Source organism: Halobacteriovorax sp. HFRX-2_2 (assembly GCF_043196705.1).
In the GTDB taxonomy this organism is placed as follows: domain Bacteria; phylum Bdellovibrionota; class Bacteriovoracia; order Bacteriovoracales; family Bacteriovoracaceae; genus Halobacteriovorax_A.
On the sequence record NZ_JBEBMT010000001.1, the window covers coordinates 600260 to 623435 of the forward strand.

The 23176-nt window shown below is 37.6% G+C and carries 24 protein-coding genes; 6 read left to right on the forward strand and 18 right to left on the reverse strand.

Annotated elements, in window-relative coordinates; genetic code table 11:
* Nucleotides 1-5: 5 nt before the first annotated feature.
* The 6 genes from pstB to ABMA79_RS02950 all read right to left on the reverse strand — a co-directional run bounded on the left by pstB (nt 6) and on the right by ABMA79_RS02950 (nt 5015).
* Nucleotides 6-773, reverse strand: coding sequence for a phosphate ABC transporter ATP-binding protein PstB (pstB, locus tag ABMA79_RS02925; RefSeq protein WP_392856505.1), 768 nt, complete (start codon nt 771-773; stop codon nt 6-8).
* Nucleotides 773-1633, reverse strand: a complete 861-nt coding sequence (gene pstA / locus ABMA79_RS02930) for a phosphate ABC transporter permease PstA (protein WP_393090168.1) — start codon at nt 1631-1633, stop codon at nt 773-775. Before pstA ends, pstB begins: the two co-directional genes overlap by 1 nt.
* Nucleotides 1630-2571, reverse strand: a complete 942-nt coding sequence (gene pstC, locus ABMA79_RS02935; protein ID WP_393090171.1) for a phosphate ABC transporter permease subunit PstC — start codon at nt 2569-2571, stop codon at nt 1630-1632. Before pstC ends, pstA begins: the two co-directional genes overlap by 4 nt.
* Nucleotides 2571-3566, reverse strand: a complete 996-nt coding sequence (gene pstS / locus ABMA79_RS02940) for a phosphate ABC transporter substrate-binding protein PstS (protein WP_392856500.1) — start codon at nt 3564-3566, stop codon at nt 2571-2573. The genes pstC and pstS overlap by 1 nt, the downstream gene beginning before the upstream one ends.
* 103 nt (nt 3567-3669) lie before the next feature.
* Nucleotides 3670-3885: a hypothetical protein gene (locus tag ABMA79_RS02945; RefSeq protein ID WP_021266044.1), complete on the reverse strand. Its 216-nt coding sequence runs from the start codon at nt 3883-3885 to the stop codon at nt 3670-3672.
* A 119-nt stretch (nt 3886-4004) separates the two neighbouring features.
* Nucleotides 4005-5015 carry an HD-GYP domain-containing protein gene (locus tag ABMA79_RS02950; RefSeq protein WP_393090174.1) on the reverse strand — a complete coding sequence of 337 codons (1011 nt, stop codon included), beginning with the start codon at nt 5013-5015 and terminating at the stop codon, nt 4005-4007.
* Nucleotides 5016-5195: 180 nt separating this feature from the next.
* Between ABMA79_RS02950 and ABMA79_RS02955 the strand changes: the two genes are divergently transcribed.
* Nucleotides 5196-6134 (forward strand): hypothetical protein, encoded by a 939-nt coding sequence (locus ABMA79_RS02955; RefSeq protein WP_393090176.1) that lies wholly within the window; start codon nt 5196-5198, stop codon nt 6132-6134.
* Here the strand turns inward: ABMA79_RS02955 and ABMA79_RS02960 are convergent.
* Both ABMA79_RS02960 and ABMA79_RS02965 read right to left on the reverse strand, forming a co-directional pair.
* On the reverse strand, nt 6131-7138 hold the full coding sequence (locus tag ABMA79_RS02960; protein ID WP_392856494.1) for a DUF4340 domain-containing protein: 1008 nt from the start codon (nt 7136-7138) through the stop codon (nt 6131-6133). The genes ABMA79_RS02955 and ABMA79_RS02960 overlap by 4 nt on opposite strands.
* 17 nt (nt 7139-7155) lie before the next feature.
* Entirely contained in the window at nt 7156-7833 is a 678-nt protein-coding gene (locus tag ABMA79_RS02965; protein WP_393090179.1) for a hypothetical protein, read from the reverse strand.
* 148 nt (nt 7834-7981) lie between these two features.
* On the opposite strand from ABMA79_RS02965, the gene ABMA79_RS02970 reads away from it, so the two are divergent.
* Nucleotides 7982-9676: a S8 family serine peptidase gene (locus ABMA79_RS02970; RefSeq protein WP_393090182.1), complete on the forward strand. Its 1695-nt coding sequence runs from the start codon at nt 7982-7984 to the stop codon at nt 9674-9676.
* A 77-nt stretch (nt 9677-9753) separates the two neighbouring features.
* On the opposite strand, the gene rpmB is transcribed toward ABMA79_RS02970, so the two are convergent.
* Nucleotides 9754-9990 (reverse strand): 50S ribosomal protein L28, encoded by a 237-nt coding sequence (gene rpmB / locus ABMA79_RS02975; protein ID WP_021266376.1) that lies wholly within the window; start codon nt 9988-9990, stop codon nt 9754-9756.
* Nucleotides 9991-10224: 234 nt separating this feature from the next.
* Here rpmB and ABMA79_RS02980 point away from each other — a divergent pair, with 234 nt between their 5' ends.
* On the forward strand, nt 10225-11178 hold the full coding sequence (locus ABMA79_RS02980; RefSeq protein ID WP_393090185.1) for a hypothetical protein: 954 nt from the start codon (nt 10225-10227) through the stop codon (nt 11176-11178).
* Here the strand turns inward: ABMA79_RS02980 and ABMA79_RS02985 are convergent, their stop codons facing one another.
* Together ABMA79_RS02985 and ABMA79_RS02990 are read right to left on the reverse strand one after the other, a co-directional pair.
* The gene (locus ABMA79_RS02985; RefSeq protein WP_393090188.1) at nt 11179-12180 is read right to left on the reverse strand and encodes a radical SAM protein; all 1002 of its coding nucleotides are present in this window, start codon (nt 12178-12180) and stop codon (nt 11179-11181) included.
* A complete protein-coding gene (locus tag ABMA79_RS02990) occupies nt 12177-13211 on the reverse strand; it encodes a hypothetical protein (protein WP_393090191.1) in 1035 nt (344 codons plus the stop codon). Before ABMA79_RS02990 ends, ABMA79_RS02985 begins: the two co-directional genes overlap by 4 nt.
* 74 nt (nt 13212-13285) lie before the next feature.
* Here ABMA79_RS02990 and ABMA79_RS02995 point away from each other — a divergent pair, with 74 nt between their 5' ends.
* Both ABMA79_RS02995 and ABMA79_RS03000 read left to right on the forward strand, forming a co-directional pair.
* On the forward strand, nt 13286-14209 hold the full coding sequence (locus tag ABMA79_RS02995; RefSeq protein WP_393090194.1) for an aldo/keto reductase: 924 nt from the start codon (nt 13286-13288) through the stop codon (nt 14207-14209).
* A complete protein-coding gene (locus tag ABMA79_RS03000; protein ID WP_393090197.1) occupies nt 14199-15020 on the forward strand; it encodes a glycosyltransferase family 2 protein in 822 nt (273 codons plus the stop codon). The genes ABMA79_RS02995 and ABMA79_RS03000 overlap by 11 nt, the downstream gene beginning before the upstream one ends.
* Here the strand turns inward: ABMA79_RS03000 and ABMA79_RS03005 are convergent.
* Nucleotides 15005-16126 (reverse strand): saccharopine dehydrogenase, encoded by a 1122-nt coding sequence (locus tag ABMA79_RS03005; protein WP_393090199.1) that lies wholly within the window; start codon nt 16124-16126, stop codon nt 15005-15007. The genes ABMA79_RS03000 and ABMA79_RS03005 overlap by 16 nt on opposite strands.
* A 171-nt stretch (nt 16127-16297) precedes the next feature.
* On the opposite strand from ABMA79_RS03005, the gene ABMA79_RS03010 reads away from it, so the two are divergent.
* A complete protein-coding gene (locus ABMA79_RS03010; RefSeq protein WP_393090201.1) occupies nt 16298-17266 on the forward strand; it encodes a histone deacetylase in 969 nt (322 codons plus the stop codon).
* Here the strand turns inward: ABMA79_RS03010 and ABMA79_RS03015 are convergent.
* The 6 genes from ABMA79_RS03015 to ABMA79_RS03040 all read right to left on the reverse strand — a co-directional run.
* On the reverse strand, nt 17256-18632 hold the full coding sequence (locus ABMA79_RS03015; protein WP_393056219.1) for an HAD-IG family 5'-nucleotidase: 1377 nt from the start codon (nt 18630-18632) through the stop codon (nt 17256-17258). The genes ABMA79_RS03010 and ABMA79_RS03015 overlap by 11 nt on opposite strands.
* A gap of 140 nt (nt 18633-18772) precedes the next feature.
* Entirely contained in the window at nt 18773-20719 is a 1947-nt protein-coding gene (locus ABMA79_RS03020; protein WP_393090203.1) for a bifunctional 2',3'-cyclic-nucleotide 2'-phosphodiesterase/3'-nucleotidase, read from the reverse strand.
* Between the two features lie 8 nt (nt 20720-20727).
* Nucleotides 20728-21144, reverse strand: coding sequence for a hypothetical protein (locus ABMA79_RS03025; RefSeq protein WP_393090206.1), 417 nt, complete (start codon nt 21142-21144; stop codon nt 20728-20730).
* Nucleotides 21145-21154: 10 nt separating this feature from the next.
* Complete coding sequence (locus ABMA79_RS03030) at nt 21155-21856, reverse strand: 5'-methylthioadenosine nucleosidase (protein WP_392856472.1); 702 nt, start codon at nt 21854-21856, stop codon at nt 21155-21157.
* Nucleotides 21857-21922: 66 nt separating this feature from the next.
* Nucleotides 21923-22684, reverse strand: a complete 762-nt coding sequence (locus ABMA79_RS03035) for a glutathione S-transferase C-terminal domain-containing protein (RefSeq protein WP_393090209.1) — start codon at nt 22682-22684, stop codon at nt 21923-21925.
* 51 nt (nt 22685-22735) lie between these two features.
* The coding region (locus tag ABMA79_RS03040) for a fatty acid cis/trans isomerase (protein ID WP_393090212.1) at nt 22736-23176 on the reverse strand (441 nt) is incomplete at its 5' end.

Here is a 23176-nt window from a genome sequence, read left to right on the forward strand (position 1 = left end):
GCTCCTTAGCCAAAACGGCCAGTGATATAATCTTCTGTTTTCTTTTCTTTTGGATTAGTGAAGACATCACTACTTAATCCATGCTCAATCAGCTCTCCTAGAATGAAGAAGCTTGTATAGTCCGCAATTCTAGCAGCTTGTTGCATATTGTGAGTTACCACAATTACCGTGTAGTCTTTTTTAAGCTCACTCATTAGGTCTTCAATCTTTCCTGTGGCAATTGGATCTAGTGCTGAAGTAGGCTCATCCATAAGAACAATTGGAGGATTTGTCGCTAGTGTTCTTGCAATACAAAGTCTTTGTTGCTGACCACCTGATAGAGAAGTTCCTTCTTGGTGTAGCTTATCCTTAACTTCATTCCAAAGAGCAGCTTTTGAGAGACAATTGTAGGCGATCTCATCGAGTTCACTCTTTTTCTTCTTACCCCAAAGTCTTGGGCCAATGACGACATTGTCATAGATACTCATGGCCGCAAATGGATTTGGCTTTTGGAATACCATTCCAATTTTTCTGCGTATTTCAACAGGGTCTGCTGAAGGCGCGTAAATATCATTTCCTTCAAGTAGAACTTCTCCTGAAACTCGTGCCCCTTGTACTTCTTCATGGATACGATTGAGAGTTCGAATATATGTTGATTTACCACATCCTGAAGGCCCAATAATCGCATTCACGGTATTCTTATGATACTTAAGGTCAATTCCTTTCACGGCGTGAAAGTCACCAAACCATGCTTGAATATTTTTAACTTCTAAAATGATATCGCTATTAGACATTATGATTTCCTCACAAAGAATTTCTTAAGTTTCTTTGAATTGAATAAAAACTTTGCACTTAAATTTAGTCCTAGAACAATAATGATAAGTGTAAATGATCCGGCCCAAGCTTGTTGTTGCCATTCTTTATACGGACTAATTGCATAGTTATAAATTTGTACCGGAAGCGAGGCCATTGGGCCCGTTACATTGTAGCTCATGTACATACTTCCAAATGCTGTAAAAAGTAGGGGAGCTGTTTCTCCGGCCGCACGTGAGATGGCCAGAATAACACCTGTCATAAGAGAGTTTCTTGAACCTTTAAGAATGATATTGTAGATCACTCGCCATCTTGGAAGTCCAAGGGCAAGACCTGCTTCTCTTACGTGTCTTGGAATTAGTTTTAAGATTTCTTCTGTCGTTCTTGTGACAATTGGCAGAATGATTATACTTAGAGCAAATGCTCCGGCCAGTGCCGAGAATGACTTGAAGCTTACAACAAAGATTAGGTAAGAGAAAATACCAACAACGATTGAAGGTACTCCTGTTAAAAGGTCAATTGTAAATCTTAGAGAAGTTGCAATCTTGCCTTTACCATATTCGCTTAAGTAGACACCGCATAGTGTTCCTACAGGGACAGCAATGAGTGAGCCAATTGAAACCATAATAAGTGTTCCTAAAATGGCATGTCTCATTCCGCCACCAACTTCACCAACTGGTTTTGGATCATTTAAAAAGAAGTCTAAGCTAATTGAAGTCGATCCCTTTTGAAGAAGGAAGATGAAGACAAGAATTAAAGGAAGAATGACGAGTAATGCTGAGAGAACAAGTAGACCTTTAAAGGCCTGGTTCTTAATGATACGACTTTTTTGAAGTTTCATTTTGATGCTCCCTTCGTTTGCTTCCATACAATTGTACGTGCAACTAAGTTAACGACAAATGTGACAACAAAAAGAAGTAAACCAACTAAGCATAGGGCCGAAAGGTGAAGATCACTTTCTGCTTCTGCATATTCATTTGCCATAACCGAGGCCATTGTTGAGGCCGGGGCAAAGATAGATTTTGAAATTTGTGGTGTATTCCCAATAACCATAGCAACGGCCATTGTTTCTCCAAGAGCACGTCCAAGTCCTAGAACGAGGGCACCAACAATTCCCGAAAAGCTTGGCCTTAAGACTGCAATCTTGATCATTTCAAATTTTGTTGCACCAAGACCTAGGGCCGCTTCCTTGTGGAGAATATTAATTGATCGAAATACTTCTCGAGCAACTGAAGTAATTGTTGGGATAATCATGATGGCCAAAATAATTGAGGCCGTAAGAATACCGATTCCAAAGCTTGGCCCTTGAAAGAATGGGAGGAAACCAAGTGTTGCTTTTAGCGCCGGAGTAAGCATTTCTTTTACAAATGGAGCGAGGTAGTAAAGGCCCCAGAGTCCAAAAATAATACTAGGAACGGCAGCGATAAGTTCAACGAAAGTTCCTAAAATACTCGAAATACCTTTTGGAAGATATTCTGTAATAAAGAGTGCCACTGAAATACTAACTGGCCCTGCAATGAGAAGAGCTAGTAGGGAAGTGACAACTGTACCAAAGATAAATGGTAGCGCACCAAATTCATCATCAATTGGGTTCCAAAAATCATCAGTGATGAATTTAAAACCAAATTCACTAAATGCTTCACGACTGGCGTAGAATAGCTGACCAATCATAAGTATTAGTAGGACAATGACAATAAGAGAAAAGAATCGAAGTGTTATATAGGCCAACTTATCCTGTTTTGAAGGAGAAGCTGGCCCTATTTTTTTAAGTAGGTTCATTAAAGAGATTTTACCCTTTCTAATACCTTTTTGGAAAGTTCAGTTGGTAGTGGAGCGTAGTAAAGTTCTTTAGCATAACTTTGACCTTTACTGATTGCCCATTCGACAAATTTGTAAATCTCAACTTGTTTCTGATCTTTTTCCACCATTGGTAGAAGAATATAAGTAAGGGCACTGATAGGGTATGAGTCTTTGGCGCTGCTGTTGATAAGTGAACCTGTTAACTCTTTTCCATCAGTTTTAAACTCTTTAGCTGATGCTGATACGGCCTCAACTGTTGGATTGATGAATACACCAGACTTATTCTTAAGAGCAACTGTCTTAATATTATTCTTTCTTGCGTGAGCAAGGTCCATATAAGTGATTGATCCCTTAGTGTTACTTACAATTGAAGTTACACCGTCATTTCCTTTGGCCCCAACACCAGTTGGCCAACGAAGTGACTTTCCTGTTCCAACTCTTTGCTTCCATTCAGTACTTACTTCCACAAGGTAGTCTGCAAAATTCTTTGTTGTCCCTGAACCATCTGCACGACGAACAACGAGAATATCATCTGAAGGAAGTTTTACACCTGGGTTAAGAGCTGCAATTTGAGCTGCATTCCACTTTGTAATTTTACCTAGGTAGATATCTGCAAGTGCTGGCCCATCAAGCTTTAGCTGATCTGGAACTTGAGGGTGATTATAAGCTATAGCAACTGCTCCTAGCACCATTGGTACGTGAAGAACTGGCCATTTAGCTTTCTTCTTATCTTTTGCTTTCATTGGAGCATCTGAAGCTCCAAAATCAACAGTTTCTTTTAGAAGTTGGCGAATACCTCCACCTGATCCAATTGGTTGATAGTTGAATTGAACTTCAGGGTGAAGCTTTGAATACTCTGAAAACCATTTTGAATAAATTGCGTATGGAAAAGATGCTCCAGCGGCATTAATCTTTAAAGCGAATGTGCTTGAACTTGCCAGTAGAAGGCAAAGTGCAATTATTCTCTTAATCATGTGTGTCTCCTAAATTCAGTGTTTTATTGAATTTAGCACATGGTAAATATGGTGTTTATTAAGATTTTGTTAAAAAAATGGGCGACAATGTCGCCCTGCGTGATTATTGTAATGTATTTGATACGTAAAGTCTGAAGGACTTGTCTTGGTTACGACGGATCGTACAGATTCCTTCTTCTCTTTTGTTAATGAGGAAATCGTAGTACTCAGGCAGAGTGTCCTGGATTTCTAAAATTGATTTACCTTCGTGTTCACCAAAATCGATAAAGACGTTTTCTTCTGCAATAATTCCCGTTACCGGGCTTACTTCGTTGGCCATGTTCCCTCCCTAGAATCTGGCAAATGTTGAATTTAAATATATGTAATAAAAAATATATTAACCTTAGTCCTTGGTTACTTATAATTGTGAAATATTTAAAACGTTATGAAAAGTTTTTTTTACTTGACTGAAGTTGTAAAGAAATTACGAAAATAATTAATGATAATTTTAAACTCGTGAGGGTAGTCCTTACTAATATGTGAACGGACTTTCTCTAGGGCATCAAAGATTGTAAGGGCCTCTCTATAAGGGCGTGGAGAGATCATGGCCGCAACAATATCACAAATATTTACCATGATTGTTTCAAAACCTGTGACAGTTAAATTTTTTAAGTATTGGTTATCTGAATCATACTTATCTAAAATACTGAACGTGTGATGGTTTTCAATAACCTTCATATGAGCAGGGCTTAATTGAATGCGCCCTTGAAGAATTCGCGCTGAAATAATAGGGTGTTTTGCAAGGAGCACCTTATCCATTTCTGAGAGATTCTCTTTATCGTACTTATCAATTGGAATGGCCGACATTCCAATATCTTTAAAGTAACTTGTGATAAAAAAGTTCTCAATATCCTTATCATTATAAAGCTGAGATGTTTTCAAAATCCCTACGAGAAAAATAGATGAAAGTAGGGGCTGAGCAAAAATATAGTGATGTCCTTGTGCCGCAAAGTAGCGATAAAGGGCCTCGTGCATTTTTGGGTTCTTAATCAAGAAAGATGCCAGAACTTTTAAACTTTGATACTGCAAATTTAATGCATTATCATCTGTTGGATCTTCAAAAAGATAACGAAGATTGATGGTAATCAGATTCAATTGACTCTTACAATTCTGATAAGTATCACCCATGGAAAATGAGCGAGTCACTTGTCTAAGACAATCTTGTTGCAATTCTTTAAGCTCTTGTCTTTGCTCTGTTGTTGCAAAAACAATCGTATGACCTTTTTCAATCATCTCTTTAAGTGTGTCATTTGAAACATATGTGCCACGATGGAGATTGTGCTTAAACTTTCCATCTTCGAAGATATAAACATCACATGGTGTTGTTGGAATATTAAAAAGCTCCCTAATAGTAAAAGGGGTCAAGTTTAAAGCTAAATGTGATTTACGGAAGATATCCTCTGCTTTCATATGTTCATATTATAGCTTAAGTCGCTAAAATCATTAAATACCAAGAATAATAGGCAATATTTCGCAATTTTATAAATTATTGGAGAAAGCCTTAGTTTATAAGTTAAGCACTCGGAATTAATAGAAATTAAAGGCTAATTTGAATAAGTCTCGAATTAATTAACTAAGTTGCTATATTGAATGAATAGAACGAATGTTGAGCTAATTTTGACAAGTGAGAAGGCCATGAGTGCGCTAAAGAATCTAGAAGATTATATTGCTGACCCGAAATTATTTGAATCAATTCAACTATTTGATGACAGTTCATACAGTCTACATTGGTCGAATTGGTCAAAGCTAATTTGTGCAATGAAAGAGCGACACTTAAATGGTGATTCTTCAATGAGTATTGAGGAAGTAAAGGAAGAGCTTGAGAACTTTAAAGAGATTCCAGTTTGGCTTGTTAATAAGAAAGGAGAGATGGAGACAACTCTCTTTGATCTGTATAACTTCTATATTGATCCTAGGCTTAAGCACCTATGGTTTGATGTGAATAAGCAAACGCTTATTTCTCTAAAGCATAAGGCCGGGCCATTTATGCATCTTCATTCAATGAGATGGGTTGATTATGATATCTACAAATTATTTGTCTATGATCGCCTACTTAATAATCTTTCTCTAAGTCATCGTGACTTTAGAATGAATACAAATTTAAAAGCTAAATTCTCATTTTGGAATTCTATTTTAAAACCTGTTGATGGACAGATTGTTCAATTGAGTCGCAAGGGAATCCTTGTATCAATTGAAGGTCATAAGAACTTCTTAAGTCTATCGCAGTCCGACCAAATATCTCTTAGTGCTGAGGTTGGGGGACTCCTCAGCGCTACAGGGAAAAAATTCGAAGAGTTTGATGAAGTCATTGGAAATTGCACAAAAGCAAAATCTGTAAAAATTGACTTTGATGAAAATATCTTTAAGGACTTAAATGCTCTTGAGACTTGCAAAGGTGAGACATACTATATGTTCATTCCTTTTGCGAAGTTTCCAATCAAACATCACCGTATCGGTAAGGCCATTCAACACGTCATTGATGAAGTTGAAGGCGCGGCTTCTGATATCCTTAATAATTTAATCGCTTAATAAATAATTTTATTCAAAGGGCTTGGTCTAAAAGATCTTAGCCTTTTGTATAAAACATTTAAGTACTCTTTGCTTACTAAGAAAGGGTGCTCTCTATTTGATGCTCGAATAATAAAATTCTCTTTTTTCTCAATATTAAGATCAGGTAAGCTTGTTAATACCCAAGAGAGGTCATACTCAATTTCTTCACCTGTTTTGATCTTAACGATGACTTTAAAGTATGGCTTGGCCAGATAGCGCTCAATTGCCTTATCCATCTTCTCTGTTCTCTTATCAAGAATAGAGTTTGACTTAAAGCTTGTTAGCTTTACTAAGAACTCTTGTACCGCCTCATCATCAAGGGCCTTATTTCCTGAAACCCAAATATCTTTATCATTACGGCTAAATTCAAAACGTAACTTCCCAGAGTTAATAACTGTAACACCTCTAATATCACTTGGTGCATAGCTAAAGACTCGTGAGTCAATAAGAGAGGGAAGGTCAATTTTTTCAAGAGAGAACTTTACTGCGTTGACGTGATAGATAGCATTGTCCTTATCACTTACAACATAAGTCGAGTTATCAATTGGATTGATTAAACCAAATGAGATTGTTTCATCTGATCCATCTTCACCCTTTAGTGTAACAATCGAAGTTGGGTTATCAAGAGAGAAGTTAGAAAGGTTAATCGGATCCTTTGGAAAGATCTTTTTAATCTTCACATTCTTTAGTGAGTCTAAGAGTTTATTAATGATTGCCTCATTGGCATTAATTCTTCTAGGCTTTGTAATAATCCATTGGTTCTTGTTTTTAGCGAGGCTAAAGCGTCCAAGGTTTGATTGAAGGGAAATATTATCAACTTTATCAACCTGATCACTTGTGAAAAGAAATTGGAGGTTAGAAAGTTCTTTTGATGTAATAACTGGTGCCTGAAAAAACTCACTAATAACTGCTCCAAATAGGAGAGTAATAAAGAGTATTGAGACAAGGCTAGCTGAAAAGTAATTACGTTTAATATTTTGCATAAGAAATTCTAGAATTCTTATTCGAGATCGTCAAAGAGATCGAAGTCATCATCACCATCTGAGCTATTTTCTTTGGCCGCCGCTGGAGCAGTAGGTTCTTCTCTAACTTCTGGCTCAATAGATTTGATAAAATTCCTAAGTAGGGTACGTTCACCTTCTTTAAGGAATGTAAACTTGATACCTGTTCGGAAAGGCATGCTCGTTTGTGAGATAATACGACTCTTCATATTGTAGGTACGTGAGAAGATCACGACACCATTTAGAATAATTCGATTTGGAATTTGAATATCAACAACAATTGATTGACCTTGAGTAAATTGCTTCTCACAGAAGAAATACATACCATCCATATAGAGTTCTGATAGGAGAATATTTCCTACGTAAACCTTCGCAGGAGGTAAATCAGGAATAAATTGCTTGATGATTTTTGTTTCTTTGATCGGCGTTACATTGTCTCCGGCCATGGCAGCATCGGCCAAAGCTTGTGGATCAAGAGCTGCCTCTTCATCTTCAATGCTATCGTTGATAGGTAGTTCGCCCTTATCCTTATAAATCTCGATGAGGTCGTCAATATTAGGCTTTTCGCCGTTTTTGTATCTTAGTTTTACCGCTGCTTCCACTTCATCTCGAAGTGTCCAAACGTTAACTTTGATTCTCTTTATTAGGACTGGGTCGCTACTTTTACCGTGTATCATTAACTAACATTTTCTCACATTTTCAATATTTTGTATCTTTTGAAATTTTTGCCTCTGAAAGAGTGCTAAACTAGTTGATAGACAATTATTCAAAAGTCTTAGCATAGGGTCTCCCATGGAAGGGAGACAAAAAGATTAGGAGGATCTAATGAGATTAAAAGCATTTTTAGCACCCGCTGTTGTTTCAGCAATGGCACTTTCTCCATTAGCTGCTGATTACGTTCCAGGTGAACTAATCGTAAAGTTAAAGAAAGATGTATCTGTTGAAAGTTTCTTTGGACAATCATTACATGGAAGTTCACTTGACCGTCGTATCGAACTAACGTCTGGTGACTTATATGTTGTTAAGTTTAATGAGTCTCTTGTATCAATTGATGCGATTGCAAAGCAAATGAACGAAAGAGCAGAGGTAGAGTATGCAGAGCCAAACTTTATCTATGAAATCGTTAAGCCAATCGTACACACAAATGTATTAGAAGAGATCTTAAGTTATAACACTTCTTCAGATGAAGGTGTTTACTACACGCCAGCTGATGAAAAATTTGGTCAACTATGGGGACTAAGAAATACTGGTTCAAATGCTCCAAGAGGTGTTTCTGGTCTTGAAGGTGCAGACGTTGATGCACTAAGAGCATGGGAAATTACTCAAGGTGATCGTGCAATTAAGATTGCAGTTATCGATACAGGGATTGATTACAACCACCCGGATCTAAGAGATCAAATGTGGACAAATGAAGGTGAAATTCCAGGTAACGGAATTGATGATGACGGAAACGGATATATCGATGATATCCACGGATATGACTTCGCAAATAATGATGGTGATCCAATGGACGGTCACTCTCACGGAACTCACTGTGCAGGGACAATCGGTGCTTCACATAACGCAATTGGTGTTGCTGGTGTAATGAGAGATGTTCAATTCGTAGGGATTAAATTCCTAACAGATAGTGGTTCAGGATCAACTGAAGCTGCAATTAAGTCGATTGATTATGCAACGAAAATTGGTGTTGATATTATGTCAAACTCTTGGGGAGGCGGTGGCCGCTCAGAAGCTCTTAAAGAAGCAATCGAAAGAGCTAATGAAGCAGGGATCGTATTCACTGCAGCTGCTGGTAACTCTTCAACAGACAATGATTCAAAGCCACACTACCCATCAAACTACAATGTTGATAACGTAATTTCTGTTGCTGCAACAACTGCTGCAGATGAACTAGCAAGCTTCTCTTGTTACGGACGTTCAACGGTACATATTGGTGCTCCAGGACACGAGATTCTTTCAACTGTTAAGGGTGGACGTTATGCTTCTTACTCTGGAACTTCAATGGCAACGCCACATGTTTCTGGTGTAATTGGTCTTTTCCTTTCTGAAAACAAAGGACTTACTCCACTACAAATTAGAAATAAGGTAATGGTTACTTCTGATCCTGTAGCAGCGCTAAGAGGTAAGACAATCAACGCTGGTCGTATCAATGCTTACAACCTTTTAACTGATACAGTTCCTGAAAGAAATGAGCCAAATCCAGAAGATTGGGAAACAGTAAATGTTTCTTCTTTTGAATCTGAGCACCCATACTTAGAGAACCAAACTCTTGAGACGACTTACACTGTTGAAGGTGCAAAATTTATGAGAGTTAGAGTTCGTAAATTTGATCTTGAGAATCGTTATGACTTTATCGAAGTTAGAGATGCTAGAGGTGTACTAATTGAGAAGATTACAGGTTCAGGTGAGAACTATACTTCTTTCTTCGCTGAAGGTGATACGCTTAAGCTTATTTTCAAGTCTGATCGTTCAGTTCAGAAGTGGGGATTTGCTATTGATCAAGTAGATGTTCAATACTAAGAAAAATTAAAATTACCCAAATAAAAAGGCCAGCAAAATGCTGGCCTTTTCTTTATCTTAAATCGATTATAATCTAATTAAGCGTTCCAAAGGTGCTTGTACTTCTTAAGGAACTTAGAAAGTGAACCAACTTTATCTAGAGTTCTGATTGCTCTAGTTGAAAGTCTAAGCTTGATTGTTTCACCTGTTACAGGATCAAAAACTCTCTTCGTTTGAAGGTTTGGTTTTTGAGTCATTTTAGTTCTATTTTTAGCGTGAGAAACTTTGTTACCAACAAGTCTTCTTTTTCCAGTTAAATCACATGTACGTGCCATCACTTCATCCTTATTTATTTATATAAACTCTACATTAATATATGGGTTATTAGGTTGTAGAATATAAACATAACGTCGTAAAAGTGCAACTACTTTTGTACAAATTGCGTAATATCCTACGGTTTTTACTGCAAAAAACCAAAGTTATTTGGACATAGCAGCGGAATGTCGTTATCATATAGTTATTATTAAGTGTAATTCTAGCTAGTTAGAACTTTTTTCGAGGGAAGAGATTTGAAAAAACGAATATTATTGTTTTTGTCGGTCTTGGTCTTAATGGCCCTCGGTTACTATTTCTACACTTATTACAATGATGAATACCACCCAGAGGCCTTGAGGGAGCAGTACTCTCAGAATGCCCCAATCGCTTTTACAGATCGCGCACTACCTAAGAAGAAATTCGTTCCACGCAAGCAATTCCATGAGCAGGCAGACTATAAGAGGTCTGATGATCAGGTTGTAGCACTTAATGGGCTTGGACCGGATAGTGGCGTCTTCTCTGAGTTGAGTTCAACTATTGAAGAGTTAAAAAAAAGTAATTCTGACTGTGAAGTTACTTTTAATGAATATTTGCCCCCAGCTCAAATTATTGATCCTGATTCTAGCTTCTACGCCCAAGATGAAAGCATCGTAAATGTGGTAAATAGGTCTTTAGATCTACTGATGAATCTTGAAGGAAGAGCGATAGCAAAGCGCTTTCCTCAGTACGCGCAAGAGGCCCTTGATAGTGTGGATGAGATAAGTGAAGAGGATATGGCAACGATCATGCGAGCACCTCTTGTTTGCCGCCAGTCCAATATTACAGTTCTCTTTGAAACTATTATTGAAATGTCGAGTGAAGGTAAGCTAACGGATGCACAAAGAGCGGAGATCGTAGACAGTGCTGTAAATAAACTTGTCGTTAGTCTTGAGACTGATAGCTTGCAAGACAATATTCTTATGTCTCTTACTCTTTTAAAGGCCGTAGGAAGTTTATCAAGTAAGAATCAAGAGTACTTCTCTGAGCTTGAAGCAATTTATGATGAGATGTCGACTTCTCAGGCAGGCTTTGATCAGGCTTCAGCTAAGAACGCTAAGGTTGTAAACCCTGGAGAGGTTTATCGCAATTATCGTGAAAGACAACGAGGATTCTCTTCTTCTGTGGTTGAGATTCTCTATTTTAATTATCCAGAATTCTTAAACGAGTAATTATTCTTCCATACAAAGATAGGTACTCTTTTCGCTGGCACCTGCTCTTAGGCAAAGGTCTTTTATCTTTCCTAGAATCCACATTCTCATAGGCCTTGGATAACGAATCTTTCCATCTTCACCCTTTGTTAATTCAGAATGAAAGTAAGTTGTTTGTGGGTAGTTCTTCTTCACCTGAGAATAGACATCCTTTGTGAAGCGAACAACTCCAATTGATATATACTCAACCTTACTTAAGGGAATGACTTCACTTAGTTCACTAATTAATTCTTCATATTCACTTTCAAAACTCTCACTGTGAATGACAGGATCAAAGTGAATACCAATAGGGTGGCCTGCTTCATAAAGACTCTTAATGGCCCTAAGACGGGCCGAGAGACTTGGAGTCTTTAGGTCATGAGACTTAACCTTACTCTTTGGTGAAAGAGAAAAGGACGTAATAAAATTTGGCAGTGGTGCAAGCTTTAGAAGCTCTTTAATATTTGCCGATTTTGTTCTTAGCTCAATATAGCAGTGAGGATTTTTCTTCGTAAATTCATGGTAATAGTTTAGCTCCCCAGTAAGGTGAGTCAGGGCAAGAGAGTCACTAAATTCTCCCGCATGAAACCACATATTTTCTGGAGACCTATCTGCCAGCTTCTGCATTTCATTAATGATCTCTTCATGATTCACAAAGAGAACTAGATCTGGAGTATTGAAATAACCTTGTAGGTAGCAATAGTCACATTCATAAATACAATTATAGGCATGAATAAAATAGTAGTGGGGCTCTCCTGAGATACCATAGGCATTAGGAGCTTCTTTTACAAGTTGGCCTTGCTTTCGAGCAATAAAGAGGTTTAGTGAGTCTCTCTTTTGCAGATAAGGCTTTTTTACCCTTCCCCAAATATCAGCATAGTTTGAAATAATTTCGACTTTTGCTTTTGGAAACTTCAGTGGTAACTGAGCTGCGACAATGGCATCCTTAATTGAGTCTTCAATAAAGATCTTTTCTATCTTCAAAGCTCTTCTCCATTCATTAGGGAGTTAAATCTTTGCCAGTCAATTTTAGAGAGTTTCTTTTGGAGATTCACCAGTTCTTTTTCAGAAGATACTTTTGATCGTATATTAAGGATAACTTTCTCAAGTGAAGGATCATAAGTTAGTTCATTCTTTTCTAAGCCTGTGTCTTTAACAAAGCTATCAAGTTGTTTAATAATTTTTGTTCGAGTCGGATAGAGCTTTTCTTTTAAGAAGTCTCTAAGTTCTAATGCCTTCTTCTTTGGCGTTGTTTCAAGGGCCTTAATATCTTTTATGGCACTTAAGTTTAAAAGTTCTTTCAGGTTCATTTCATACTTAACAAGGATTTGCCCTGTTAAGTTTCTCACTTCACGTTCTAGAGAAAGAGTAAAATAGAAGTCTTTATCATCGAGAAGAGGAAGCTCACTATTTAAGGACTTTTCTTTTTTTGATACCGAACTTACATAGTAGCGGTAGAGCTCTTGAGAGTAATCCTGTGCATGTTCTTTGATATATTCACAAATTGGTGCATCCGTAACGTGATCTGAAATTAACTTGAAAGCTCTTAAAGGAGTTTGAAATTTCTTGGCCACTAACCCAATGGCCCAGGCCTCGCGGTCAGCAAGTGGGGCAAAGTGAGAAAGTTCCTTTGCAAGCTCAGTATCGAGAATTCGTTCATTTGCGGTAATAAGATCCAGCTTTGAAGATTCACCTAGGCACTGAAAGCTTTTGAATTCATTTTGCCCATAGATCGTTCTAATCTCAAATATTTCACCTTGTCGAAGATCTTTATTAAAAGAGGCACAGATTCCAAGGTTAATAAGTAGGCCTAGCTGGATTCCCTGTGTCTTTAGAACACCCATCGCATAGGTAAGTGCCATCATGACATTCTGTGGGCCCTCTCCTGTGAGAACTAAACCGTAACTCTGATCACCACTTAAGTAGAGGTCGTTAAATTCTGGATGGGACTTAAAATCCATCTCTTTTAAAAATGTTTGGGCCTCGCCGCGGTGGGCAAATACAAGTAAATCCATAACTAGGAGATAACGCTTATCTTGTCGGTGCGTCAAGTCTTTACGCATTTAGGCGAAATAGATATTCATGACTTATGAAAATATTAGATCAATTTGGACAATTCGCATTTGGTGGCGCCAGCATCTCTGGAGAGGGCGCAGGTTATGGATTTGGTGATATTAGTAAGGAAGACTCTATTAGTCTCTTACAATACGCCTTTGATCGTGGAGTTAAGATCTTCGATACAGCACCAATTTATGGTTTTGGCGAGAGTGAGAAGAGAATTGGTGAAGCCTTTAAAAATAATCGCGAAAAAGTATTTATTGTCTCTAAGTCAGGAGTGACTTGGCATGAGAATAAACGCGTGGATATGACTAATGATCCAGTCGTTACACAAAGAATGATTGAACAGTCTCTTAGGGATTTAAATACAGACTATATTGATCTCTATATGGTTCACTGGCCTGATGAGAGAGTGGATATTAGAAAAACTCTTGAGGTTATTGCGAAGGCCAAGCATGAAGGCAAAATTAAGCATATTGGCCTGTGTAATACAACGCCAGAAGAGTTTAAGTTAGCTTCTGAAATTGATAAGATCGAAGTGATTCAATCTCAATTTAACTTCTTTGAACAAGACGTAAAAAATGACATCTTCCCAATCATTAAAAGTGAAGACATAAGCTTCATGAGCTGGGGAACTCTTGATAAGGGGATCCTTACAGGAAGAGTGACAAAAGATCGTAAGTTTGACAAAAGTGACTGCCGCTCATGGGCACCATGGTGGAAGGCGATGGATAAAGAGAGTCGCTATGATATTGTTGCAAGAATGCAGCCGGCACTTGAGAAGCATGGGCTTAGCGGATTAGACTTTGCAATTCATTTTAATCTTTCTCATGATGAATTAAGTACAGTGCTTTGTGGTGCTAGAAATCATGATCAGTTAGATGGAGTTCTAAATTCTCTTGAAAAGAAAGTAACCAAAGATATGCTGGAAGATATCATTAATAGTGTTAGTTAGTGTTATTATTCCCACTTATAATAGGGCCAATTTCTTGGCCCGTGCAATTGACTCAGTTTTAAAACAAAGCTTTCAAAACTTTGAACTGATCATTGTTGATGATGGTTCGAGTGATCATTCAAAAGATATCGTCGAGTCTTTTTCTGATGAGCGTATCAAATATATCTTTCAACAAAATCGAGGAGTCTCTGCTGCTCGTAATCTTGGTGTAGGCCAATCATCAGGAAACTATATTGCATTCCTTGATTCAGACGATGAGTGGAGTGAAAACAAACTTCAAAGTCAACTAGGCCTACTGGAGAATTCTAAGCTTCGTCTTTGCCATACGGGTGAGCATTGGTTAAGAGATGGAGAGGTTGTAAAGCAAAAGAAAGTACATCAAAAAGTTGGAGGGGATATGTTTATTCGCTCCTTAAAAAATTGTGTAATCTCACCATCAAGTGTCTTAATGGAGCGTAGCTTATTTGAAGAAATGGGTGGCTTTAATGAAGACTTTATCGTTTGTGAAGATTATGACCTCTGGCTTAAGATTACGTCTCTGTATGAAATCGCTTTCTTAGAAGAAGCCTTCGTTATCAAGCATGCTGGGCATGACGATCAACTGTCATTTAAATTCTTTGCGATGGACTACTGGAGAGTCAAGGCCATGGCCTGGGCCAAAGCAAATCGCCAGCTTTCGCAAGAAAGAGTAGATGTGCTAACACAGCTTTGCTTAAAGAAGTGCCAATACCTTATTAAAGGGTATGAAAAGTACGAAAATTTTGAAAATTACGATGAAGTCAGAGCGATCGAAAATTACATCAGTAACTGAGGCTCTTCCACTAATTTCTTTTCTAATCCTAGCTCAATTGTTTTTTGATAGAAGATCTCAAGTGCTTTTTCCCACGGAGAGTCTTCAATATCACCATTAAGTAAATTAATTAAATAAGGAAGTAGTTGCTCTACATATTCCTCAGTACTCTCTCTCGGAAGAAGTGAAGGTAAGTGGTCAATGGCCGTAACTTCGAGAAGTTGATCTAGTTCTTCAACTTTGAAAGTAGGTTTATCAATCGTTGTGATATCTGGATAGATAGGAAGTGGGTTACACGGCCCTGTCGGGTCACAACTAACATCTGAAATCACAGAGAGATTTCTTTCATTCTTTAGGATATCTAAGTCTAAGAATGGCTCCGCCGGTGTTTTATTTAAAGTACAGTTAACGAGAATATCATAGTCAAGAATCTGCTTGATTGGCCTAGCAACTTTCGTGTCGGCCCTTCCCCAACCAGTCATCTCAACACCTACGGCCTCTAGAAGCTCTTTTGCTCCTCGTCCACAACGCCCTCGATTTCCAATGACTAAAACTCTTGGCCTTGAGCCAAGCTCATCAAGCTCTTTACATAACTCGTTTACGAGATCATGTTGAGATGAATATGAACTTAGAGGTGCACTTTCATTGAAGTCTGCTCCTCGTTGCTGACAAATCCAATTCTTAAGTCCTAGCGCCGCTCCAACAAAACCTGCCCATTTTCCAAAGGCCGCAATTCTTTTTCCATTGCTGTCAGTAAGGTATTCAAGGTCGTATAGCTTTCCGTCTCCTTGAATGAAGCGATCAAGCATTTCCTTTGAACCTGTTTGGTTTTTATAAACGTGAGCAAAGTGAATATGGCGATGACTTAGAGGGAACTCGTGAATATCAAGTTCTTTTAGTCCAAGGATAAAAGCATTGGCCGGTGCAAAGTTTATCCATGAATTTGTCGGCATCATTTTAAGCCCTAGGGCCTCAAATTCTTCGTCCTTAAAGATACGACTTGGTGAGCGTTCGATAATTACTTCATGACCAAGCTCCTTAAGCTCTAAGGCAGCTTGTGGCGTAAGAGCACTACGCTGTTCAAATGGTTTTGTTTCATGGCGAAGCCAGATTGTCCTATTTGTCATGAAATTTAATCTCCCAAAAAAATCGTATACTTATAGCAAAGCTAATAGATTACTATAGCAAAGGGCCTTGTCTCATACTTAAATTTGTAAGATTTACAGGCGATTTTAAGGTATAACTATATAATATTAGGATAATCAAGCAAGCTAAGTTTCATTAATAAAGGAATGATTATGAAATACCATCCAGAAAAAAGTCGACTCTATTATATGGAAGACTCCCTTGGAAGCTATACTGATTACGGTATTGGTGTTCCTTTAAAAGATGAAAGAGTGACAAAAATTTTAGAAGAATTTAAGAATTCTCCCTTTCTTGAGCGCAGAAGATCAACTCACTTTTTCTTAAGTGACCTTGCTCTTGTTCATGAGCGTGATTTTTGTGCACGAACAAAGCTTGACCCAACTGGACTTGTCCTTGAAGCCTACGAGCTTATTAATGATGATGGAAGTTACCATCGTTATGATCCAATGGCCGCAACGAAACCCTTAAGTGATTTTATTAATCGTGCGCTTTCTCATTGTGAAGGAACATTTCTTGCTGCTTGTAATGCTCTCGAATCTGGTTTTTCGTATCACTTAGGTGGAGGCATGCACCATGCAAAGAGTGATGGGCCTGGTGGCTTTTGTATGTTTAATGATATTGTGATTGCGATTAGAAAACTTCAAAAGGAAAAAGGATTAGGGAAGTGCCTCGTTGTGGATATGGACGCGCATAAGGGTGATGGAACGGCACAAATTGTCGCTAATGATGAATCAATTGACTGTGTCTCAATTCATATGAAAGATGGATGGCCTCTTGATAACCCTGATAAAACTAACTCTAGTTATATCCCAAGTACTCTTGATATTCCGGTGACACCTGAAGACAACTATCTTGAGAAGCTCAAGCAGATAGGGGACTTTATCAAAGAAGATTACGATCTATGTATTGTCGTTCAAGGTGCGGATGTTTATGAAAAAGATATTCTTGAAAGTGCGAAGGGAATTCAGCTAAGTTTAGAGCAATGTCTTGAAAGGGATAATTATATGTATGAATTATTAGAGTCGAAAGGCATCCCCCAAGCATGGGTTATGGCCGGGGGATACGGTGATGAAGTTTACCGAGTCTTTCAACAATTTGTACAATCTAAATTTAAAGCATAGTCGAATCTTCGTGGGCCAAGATTCTCTTCTTTGGCCTAAAGTAAGTACGTGGTGTGTACTCTAGAAGATCCGTAATTTTTGCCATGTAGAAACATGCATACTTCTCAACTTGATCAGCAAAGCGTGATTCTTCAAGGCCTGCTCTCATCATCTCACCCCAATGGGCATTAAAGAACTGACGATAAGTATCGAGATGATGTGAAATTTTTGAGTTGATCTTATCAATCTCACTAAAGATTTTACCAATATCTTCTTTATTATACTTTTCTGGATCTTCGTGCTTTAGAAGCTCAAGCTTGTTTAGCTCATGTTCCAGTTTTTCTTTTTGTTCCATTTCTGCATCTATAAGAGCTTGTGTCGGAGTTGACTGTCTAATTGCTTCAATCTCTGCTTCTAGTGGATCTAGGATAAGGGCCGTTCTCCAGTTAAATGTTTTCTTTAATGTAAGAACGTCACCGTAAATATGGTCTCCAAGATAAAGAATCTCTTCACCTTCAAGGCCTAGATCTTTTTGAAGCTTTCCTGCCCATCCACCTTGGTATACTTTATTCTGCTCAAGAGGTCCTTCGGCATTTGTCATAAGTCCTGTATCCGTTTGGATTTCTAGGAACATATTACTTACGTTAAAGAATCTTGGCTTACATGCAAGACAGATTGAAATATCAAATAGGTCAGTCCAAGTCTCATGTTCTTTTAAGAATGGATTGATTGTGTATTCCATTAATCTCTTCGTCCAAGACCATTCACTATTTGTAATAAGAATTAGCTTCTTTCCAAAACGCTTAAACCTCTCAAGAAGTTTTGCTACTTCTGGATCTTTGATAATAAAGTCTTCAAGGTGCTCTTCAACATAACCCTTAAGAGAATTGTCAGAGTGAGCGATATCGATAACTTCTTTAATGTCGTGAGAGAGAGTTTCGTAATCAGGAAGCTTCATTCCTTGGTCTTTTAGATCAACAAGGTTTGCAAACATTGCTCCATTTGAAATAGAGAAGTTTGTATCCAGTGATTGATACTGATCAGAGTTTAGATCAATGATACTATTTCCGTAGATTTCATTTTGATCATGAAAGTCCATTGGTTTTGTACCGTGCTTTGCAATCTTCACTTTTCCGTAGCGGTTTGTTTGTAGAATATTTCCACGAAGACGATCGATAATTAAACCTTGAATAACTTGGTTAAAATCAAATTTTAATTCTGTTACTTCTTTTGGATAATTTTTAACATCCACTAGTTTTTTAAGTACTAATTCGAAAACAAATTTTTCGAATGCTTCTGTTTTATAGCGAACTAATGTGTAGTCCATATCAAAACCAATGGCCTTGATCTTTTTCATATTCAATGTTCTATTGACGTATACTGACATATAAAATCCTTTTAAATCGTTTGAGAACTTAATCCTCGGACCGTAGATTTTATCTAAACTTTGCGTAAATGTCATATTATTAATACGTCAAGGCGTAAATTCAGTGACTTACGCCTTGGATATTCGTGGAAGCAATGTGTCTATTTGAGGATTATATAGTACTTTGCAAAGCCTTCATCATCTAGGCCCTTAATGCGATTAAGCTTAAATTTAGAATTCTTTCTTATGTACTTTGTTGCTTTCTTTGACGGTGAAGTTTCAAAGTAAACTTTTAGCTTTTCTGCGTTTGGAACTGGCTTGATTTTCCAATTTTCATTTGGACGTGCATCAACAAAGCCTTTCTCTTTTGTTTCTTTTCTAATGTAGTTAATAAGAACTTGGCGATTACTATCCGGTGCCGTGAAAACGACATTGGACTTCTTAGCTCCTGGAAATTTTCCACCTGTTGCACGAAAGCTATTTGTAGCAAGAATAAACTCTTGGTTATCACTTACGGCCTTGCCTTGATACTTTAGATTTTCGATTCTAAATGAATCCTTATTTAAAACCTTACAATTTTCATCGTAGTGTCTTCTTTTTGTGATGTCGATTTCGTATGTTAGGCCATCAATCATGTCGAAGTTATACGAACGAAAATTTCCCCAATTAATAAGTGGCTGATCTTTACTATATTTCGGATCGATATGGGCGAACATTCCGGCCGAACATTCAAGCCACATCTTTACTTCTTTACCCGTAAGTTTAAGAGCGTAGAGCATATTAGGGTAGAGGTATAGGTCAGCTGCATTTCTTAAAGTAAGAACTCCCTTCTCAACAGTTGTATAACCATTAGGATCATTCTTTCTTCCACCAGTTTTAAAAGGTGCAACGGCCGATAAAACAGGAAGGCCGCTAAGGTTCGCATCTCCTTGGATTGCTCTTTTTACATAATCAATTTGTGCATTTGAAACAATTTGAGTTGCAGCATCGTCTTGAATTAGCGATAGGAAGCTGTAAAACTCCTCTTTAGAGAAACCAACTTTTTCGCCGGCCAGCTTAATTGTTCTTTTGTGATCATCTTCAATGATTTCTGCAAGCTCCAGATCTGGTTTTACACTAGAGTCTGATTCCTTATCATATATTGAGTAAACAGATGATTGACCGTCAATGACATGCCACTTACTTCCATCAAAATTTAGTTTTAAATCAATGATTCCAACATGTGATCCCCATTTGCCAGGCATAACTGCGGCCACACCGTTGATTGTTCCTTTCTTAGCATCAATACCTTGAATCCCTTCATAATCTTTAGAAGGAAAGAGGGCATGAGTATGGCCAAAGGCAATGGCATCAATATAAGGAACACGACTTAAGTAATAAACCGAATCTTCTGCGTAGAGCTTGTATTCATCAGTGCTAATTCCCGAGTGAGGAATTGCAATAATAACGTCAGCTCCTTCGTTTTTCATTTTTGCCGTTAATTCTTTTGCGACTTCAACAATATCGCGAGCGACAACTTTTCCTTCAAGGTTATTCTTATCCCAAATCAAAATTTGTGGCGGAACAAAACCTATGTAGCCAATTTTAATCTTATGAGGAAGGCCTTTGGTGTCCTTCACTTTCTTTTCTAAAATGACATATTGTTTGAAGTAGGCTTGACCAGGTTTACCATTTTCATCCTTGTAGACATTGGCATTAATATATGGAAATTTTGCGTCTTTAAGAGAGGCCTCAAGAAATTCTAGACCATAGTTAAATTCATGGTTTCCGATATTACCAACATCATATTTAAGATGATTCATTAGCTTAAAAGCAGGGTGAACTCCTTCTTTTCCATGTGTGGCCACAAAGTCGGCCATCGGATTCCCTTGAAGGAGATCACCGTTATCAATTAAAGTATAATTATCTGCTTGAGCGGCATACTTCTTAATGAGTGTCGCCGTCTTAACGAGTCCAAATCTTTTACTTTCTTTGTTCTTATAATAGTCGTAGTCTTTGTAATAACCATGAAGGTCAGTTGTCTCAATAACACGAAGCTTTACTTGTGTTTGTTCCTTACAGCCTACAATTAGAAAAAGAGACAGTGAAAATAAAAAGATTTTTCTCATATTAATTCCTAGTAATAACGACCTGAAGAGTAAGTAGCGTCAAACATACGTGCTTTTCCGTATACTTTTACATTTCCTTTTAGGCCTGCAAATCCGTAAATGCGAGATTCACCAAAAGCTTCAGCATTATCCCATACAGACGCTTCGCCGTAGACTTGTGCATTCTCATACACGTGAGCATTTCCCCATACTTTTGCGTAGTCTGAAATAATTGCGTTTCCTGTAATTTTTGCAAATCCTGTTACCTGGGCCTTATCACAAACTTGTGCATTTTCCCCAATGTAAACATTCTTTGATACATATGCAGTATCAGCAACGAATCCACCTTGTGTCCCATCGTTATTGATCCAATATTGACCTTCTTGGCCAGCACATGGTGCAGCTAATACTGGAAGGATAAAAAGCATCGCAGCTAGTAGTTTCATAAATCACTCCTTAGATTTTTTCGATTAATTCAATTAATTTCTTACCTAAATTATCCGATGCTAATCTTAAATTGGCAAAGAACTCTTCCTCTGTTGGATGCTCTCCGTCAACAATGTCTGTCACAGACTTTAAAAAGAGTGTTGGAATATTAAATTGATCAACTACCCAGCCAATAGCTCCTGCTTCCATATCCTTTAGAACAGCTTGATTCGCTTCAATTAATTTCTCATCTTCTGCACTCATATCAAGTGAGTTTCCTGTTGAAATAATTGCAGTCTTTAGGTTCAGGAGTTTTCCATATTCTTGTGCAATAGCGTGAGTTGTCTTATAAACCCCGTAATTTTCATAACCAGGGATTGGGATTCTACGATCATGGAATACTGTTGTGTCGGCCGTATAGACATCGCCAACTTCTGCACCACGTTTTCTAAAACCACCGGCAGTACCTGCATTGATAATCATTTCTGCTCCAAGCTCTCTAATAGCAAGAAGGGTAGAAACAACAGCAGGAGAAGTACCGACATTTTGTACCTTGTGATGCTTACACTCACCACTAATGATGATTGAAATTTTGTGCCCATGATATTCGCACTGATATAACTTCATTGGAAGGTTTGGGTCTAATTTCTTATCTTGGAAGTCAATTCCTAGTTTCTCAAGAAGTGGTGCCGCTTCTGAGTCCATGGCCATGACGATGGCAATATTCTTCATAATGTCTCCATTTAATAACTATTATCTAAGTTTAATAGAAAAAGAACATAATTAGAAATATTGCCCCTAACTTTCTAAGTGAGTTGGATAGATATTATCTTTTGAACGTGTTTGTGCTGCAACTCTTTGTAGCCACTTGATAATACGATGGTACTTCTGCTTAATTAAGTCAGCAGGGGCCAGCCCTGTGATAAGTATTCGATTTAAGTGACAGAACAGAAGAATATCGATGTATTTAATTTCATTTCCAAAAATAAAATTCTTCGTACCTAAGATCTCGTTGATATAGATAATTTGCGATTCAAGGAGATCAAGAGCGCTGTCTTGATCTTTATGAAAGATTTCATATTCAGAAATTTTTTTCACAATGACATCTCTTATTGATGAGATCACTTCTTCCGGCGTCTCATTGATGTCTTGAACATACTTTGCTTGCTTAGCAAATTTCTTCTTCATAGCATTAAGGCCACTATTATCTTTGTATGAGAAGTAAATGATACTTGCCCATAATGAATTAAGACACCAATCCTGTATGACTTGCTCTTGTCTTGCTTCTTCACTTGTTAAAAGAAATAAGTCTGATTGCCCACGTAGATCCTTAAAGTAATTGATACAATTTCTAAGGCCTAGGAATTTTTTTTCGCCGTCGATAATTGCAGGTAGGCTACTCATCTTAGCTGGCACACCTTGAATTTGAGAATTCACGTGAACTGTTTTGAGTTTAAAATCGATATTCAAATATGAAAAAATTCTATTTATAGTTGCACAATACGGAGAGAAGGATTCAACCTCATCATTTCCCGCCCACGAAATTAATACTTTATCCATGACTTAACTGTCGGAGGATCGTTTTAAAATATTAACTAAAATTTGGTGTCTTTAACGATTTTCGAGACGGTTTAAATCATAGAGACCAAATTCAATAGGTTTTATTTTTAAAGCAATGTCGTGAATCTTATCGAGAGTTGGCCAAAACCTCTTGTCACTTCTTCTTACTCCATAGCGATCAAGAAGCCTGCTATAACTTGCTTCTGATTTAGTATTTTTAATTGCATTCACAAAATTAGGGATTTGAGATTCTTTCATGCGAAAGATTGTATTTGGATAACTCCCAATTGTTCCTTTTGTCACAGTAAAATTATCTTCTTGGGTGATGCGCTGACTACCTTCTTTAAGGAGGTGAGAGATATTATAATGAGCATTATTATGAATTAATGTATAAGTTTCATTCGTATCTTCAACTAGGATAAAAGATATCTGAGAGAAGAGATTAACAGAGGTATGCTTCATCTCTTGATTGTTCATTAGACTTTGTAGACG

Bases quoted from the DNA above. Each gene is read 5' to 3' on its own strand.
- ABMA79_RS03005 (WP_393090199.1), bottom strand. From the start codon at position 16,126: ATGACAAATAGGACAATCTGGCTTCGCCATGAAACAAAACCATTTGAA.
- pstB (WP_392856505.1), bottom strand. From the start codon at position 773: ATGTCTAATAGCGATATCATTTTAGAAGTTAAAAATATTCAAGCATGG.
- ABMA79_RS03025 (WP_393090206.1), bottom strand. From the start codon at position 21,144: ATGAAACTACTAGCTGCGATGCTTTTTATCCTTCCAGTATTAGCTGCA.
- ABMA79_RS02955 (WP_393090176.1), top strand. From the start codon at position 5,196: ATGAATAGAACGAATGTTGAGCTAATTTTGACAAGTGAGAAGGCCATG.
- ABMA79_RS03030 (WP_392856472.1), bottom strand. From the start codon at position 21,856: ATGAAGAATATTGCCATCGTCATGGCCATGGACTCAGAAGCGGCACCA.
- ABMA79_RS02970 (WP_393090182.1), top strand. From the start codon at position 7,982: ATGAGATTAAAAGCATTTTTAGCACCCGCTGTTGTTTCAGCAATGGCA.
- ABMA79_RS02960 (WP_392856494.1), bottom strand. From the start codon at position 7,138: ATGCAAAATATTAAACGTAATTACTTTTCAGCTAGCCTTGTCTCAATA.
- ABMA79_RS02945 (WP_021266044.1), bottom strand. From the start codon at position 3,885: ATGGCCAACGAAGTAAGCCCGGTAACGGGAATTATTGCAGAAGAAAAC.
- ABMA79_RS02990 (WP_393090191.1), bottom strand. From the start codon at position 13,211: ATGGATTTACTTGTATTTGCCCACCGCGGCGAGGCCCAAACATTTTTA.
- pstS (WP_392856500.1), bottom strand. From the start codon at position 3,566: ATGATTAAGAGAATAATTGCACTTTGCCTTCTACTGGCAAGTTCAAGC.
- ABMA79_RS02965 (WP_393090179.1), bottom strand. From the start codon at position 7,833: ATGATACACGGTAAAAGTAGCGACCCAGTCCTAATAAAGAGAATCAAA.
- ABMA79_RS03020 (WP_393090203.1), bottom strand. From the start codon at position 20,719: ATGAGAAAAATCTTTTTATTTTCACTGTCTCTTTTTCTAATTGTAGGC.
- ABMA79_RS02995 (WP_393090194.1), top strand. From the start codon at position 13,286: ATGAAAATATTAGATCAATTTGGACAATTCGCATTTGGTGGCGCCAGC.
- rpmB (WP_021266376.1), bottom strand. From the start codon at position 9,990: ATGGCACGTACATGTGATTTAACTGGAAAAAGAAGACTTGTTGGTAAC.
- ABMA79_RS03035 (WP_393090209.1), bottom strand. From the start codon at position 22,684: ATGGATAAAGTATTAATTTCGTGGGCGGGAAATGATGAGGTTGAATCC.
- ABMA79_RS02950 (WP_393090174.1), bottom strand. From the start codon at position 5,015: ATGAAAGCAGAGGATATCTTCCGTAAATCACATTTAGCTTTAAACTTG.
- ABMA79_RS03010 (WP_393090201.1), top strand. From the start codon at position 16,298: ATGAAATACCATCCAGAAAAAAGTCGACTCTATTATATGGAAGACTCC.
- ABMA79_RS03015 (WP_393056219.1), bottom strand. From the start codon at position 18,632: ATGTCAGTATACGTCAATAGAACATTGAATATGAAAAAGATCAAGGCC.
- pstC (WP_393090171.1), bottom strand. From the start codon at position 2,571: ATGAACCTACTTAAAAAAATAGGGCCAGCTTCTCCTTCAAAACAGGAT.
- pstA (WP_393090168.1), bottom strand. From the start codon at position 1,633: ATGAAACTTCAAAAAAGTCGTATCATTAAGAACCAGGCCTTTAAAGGT.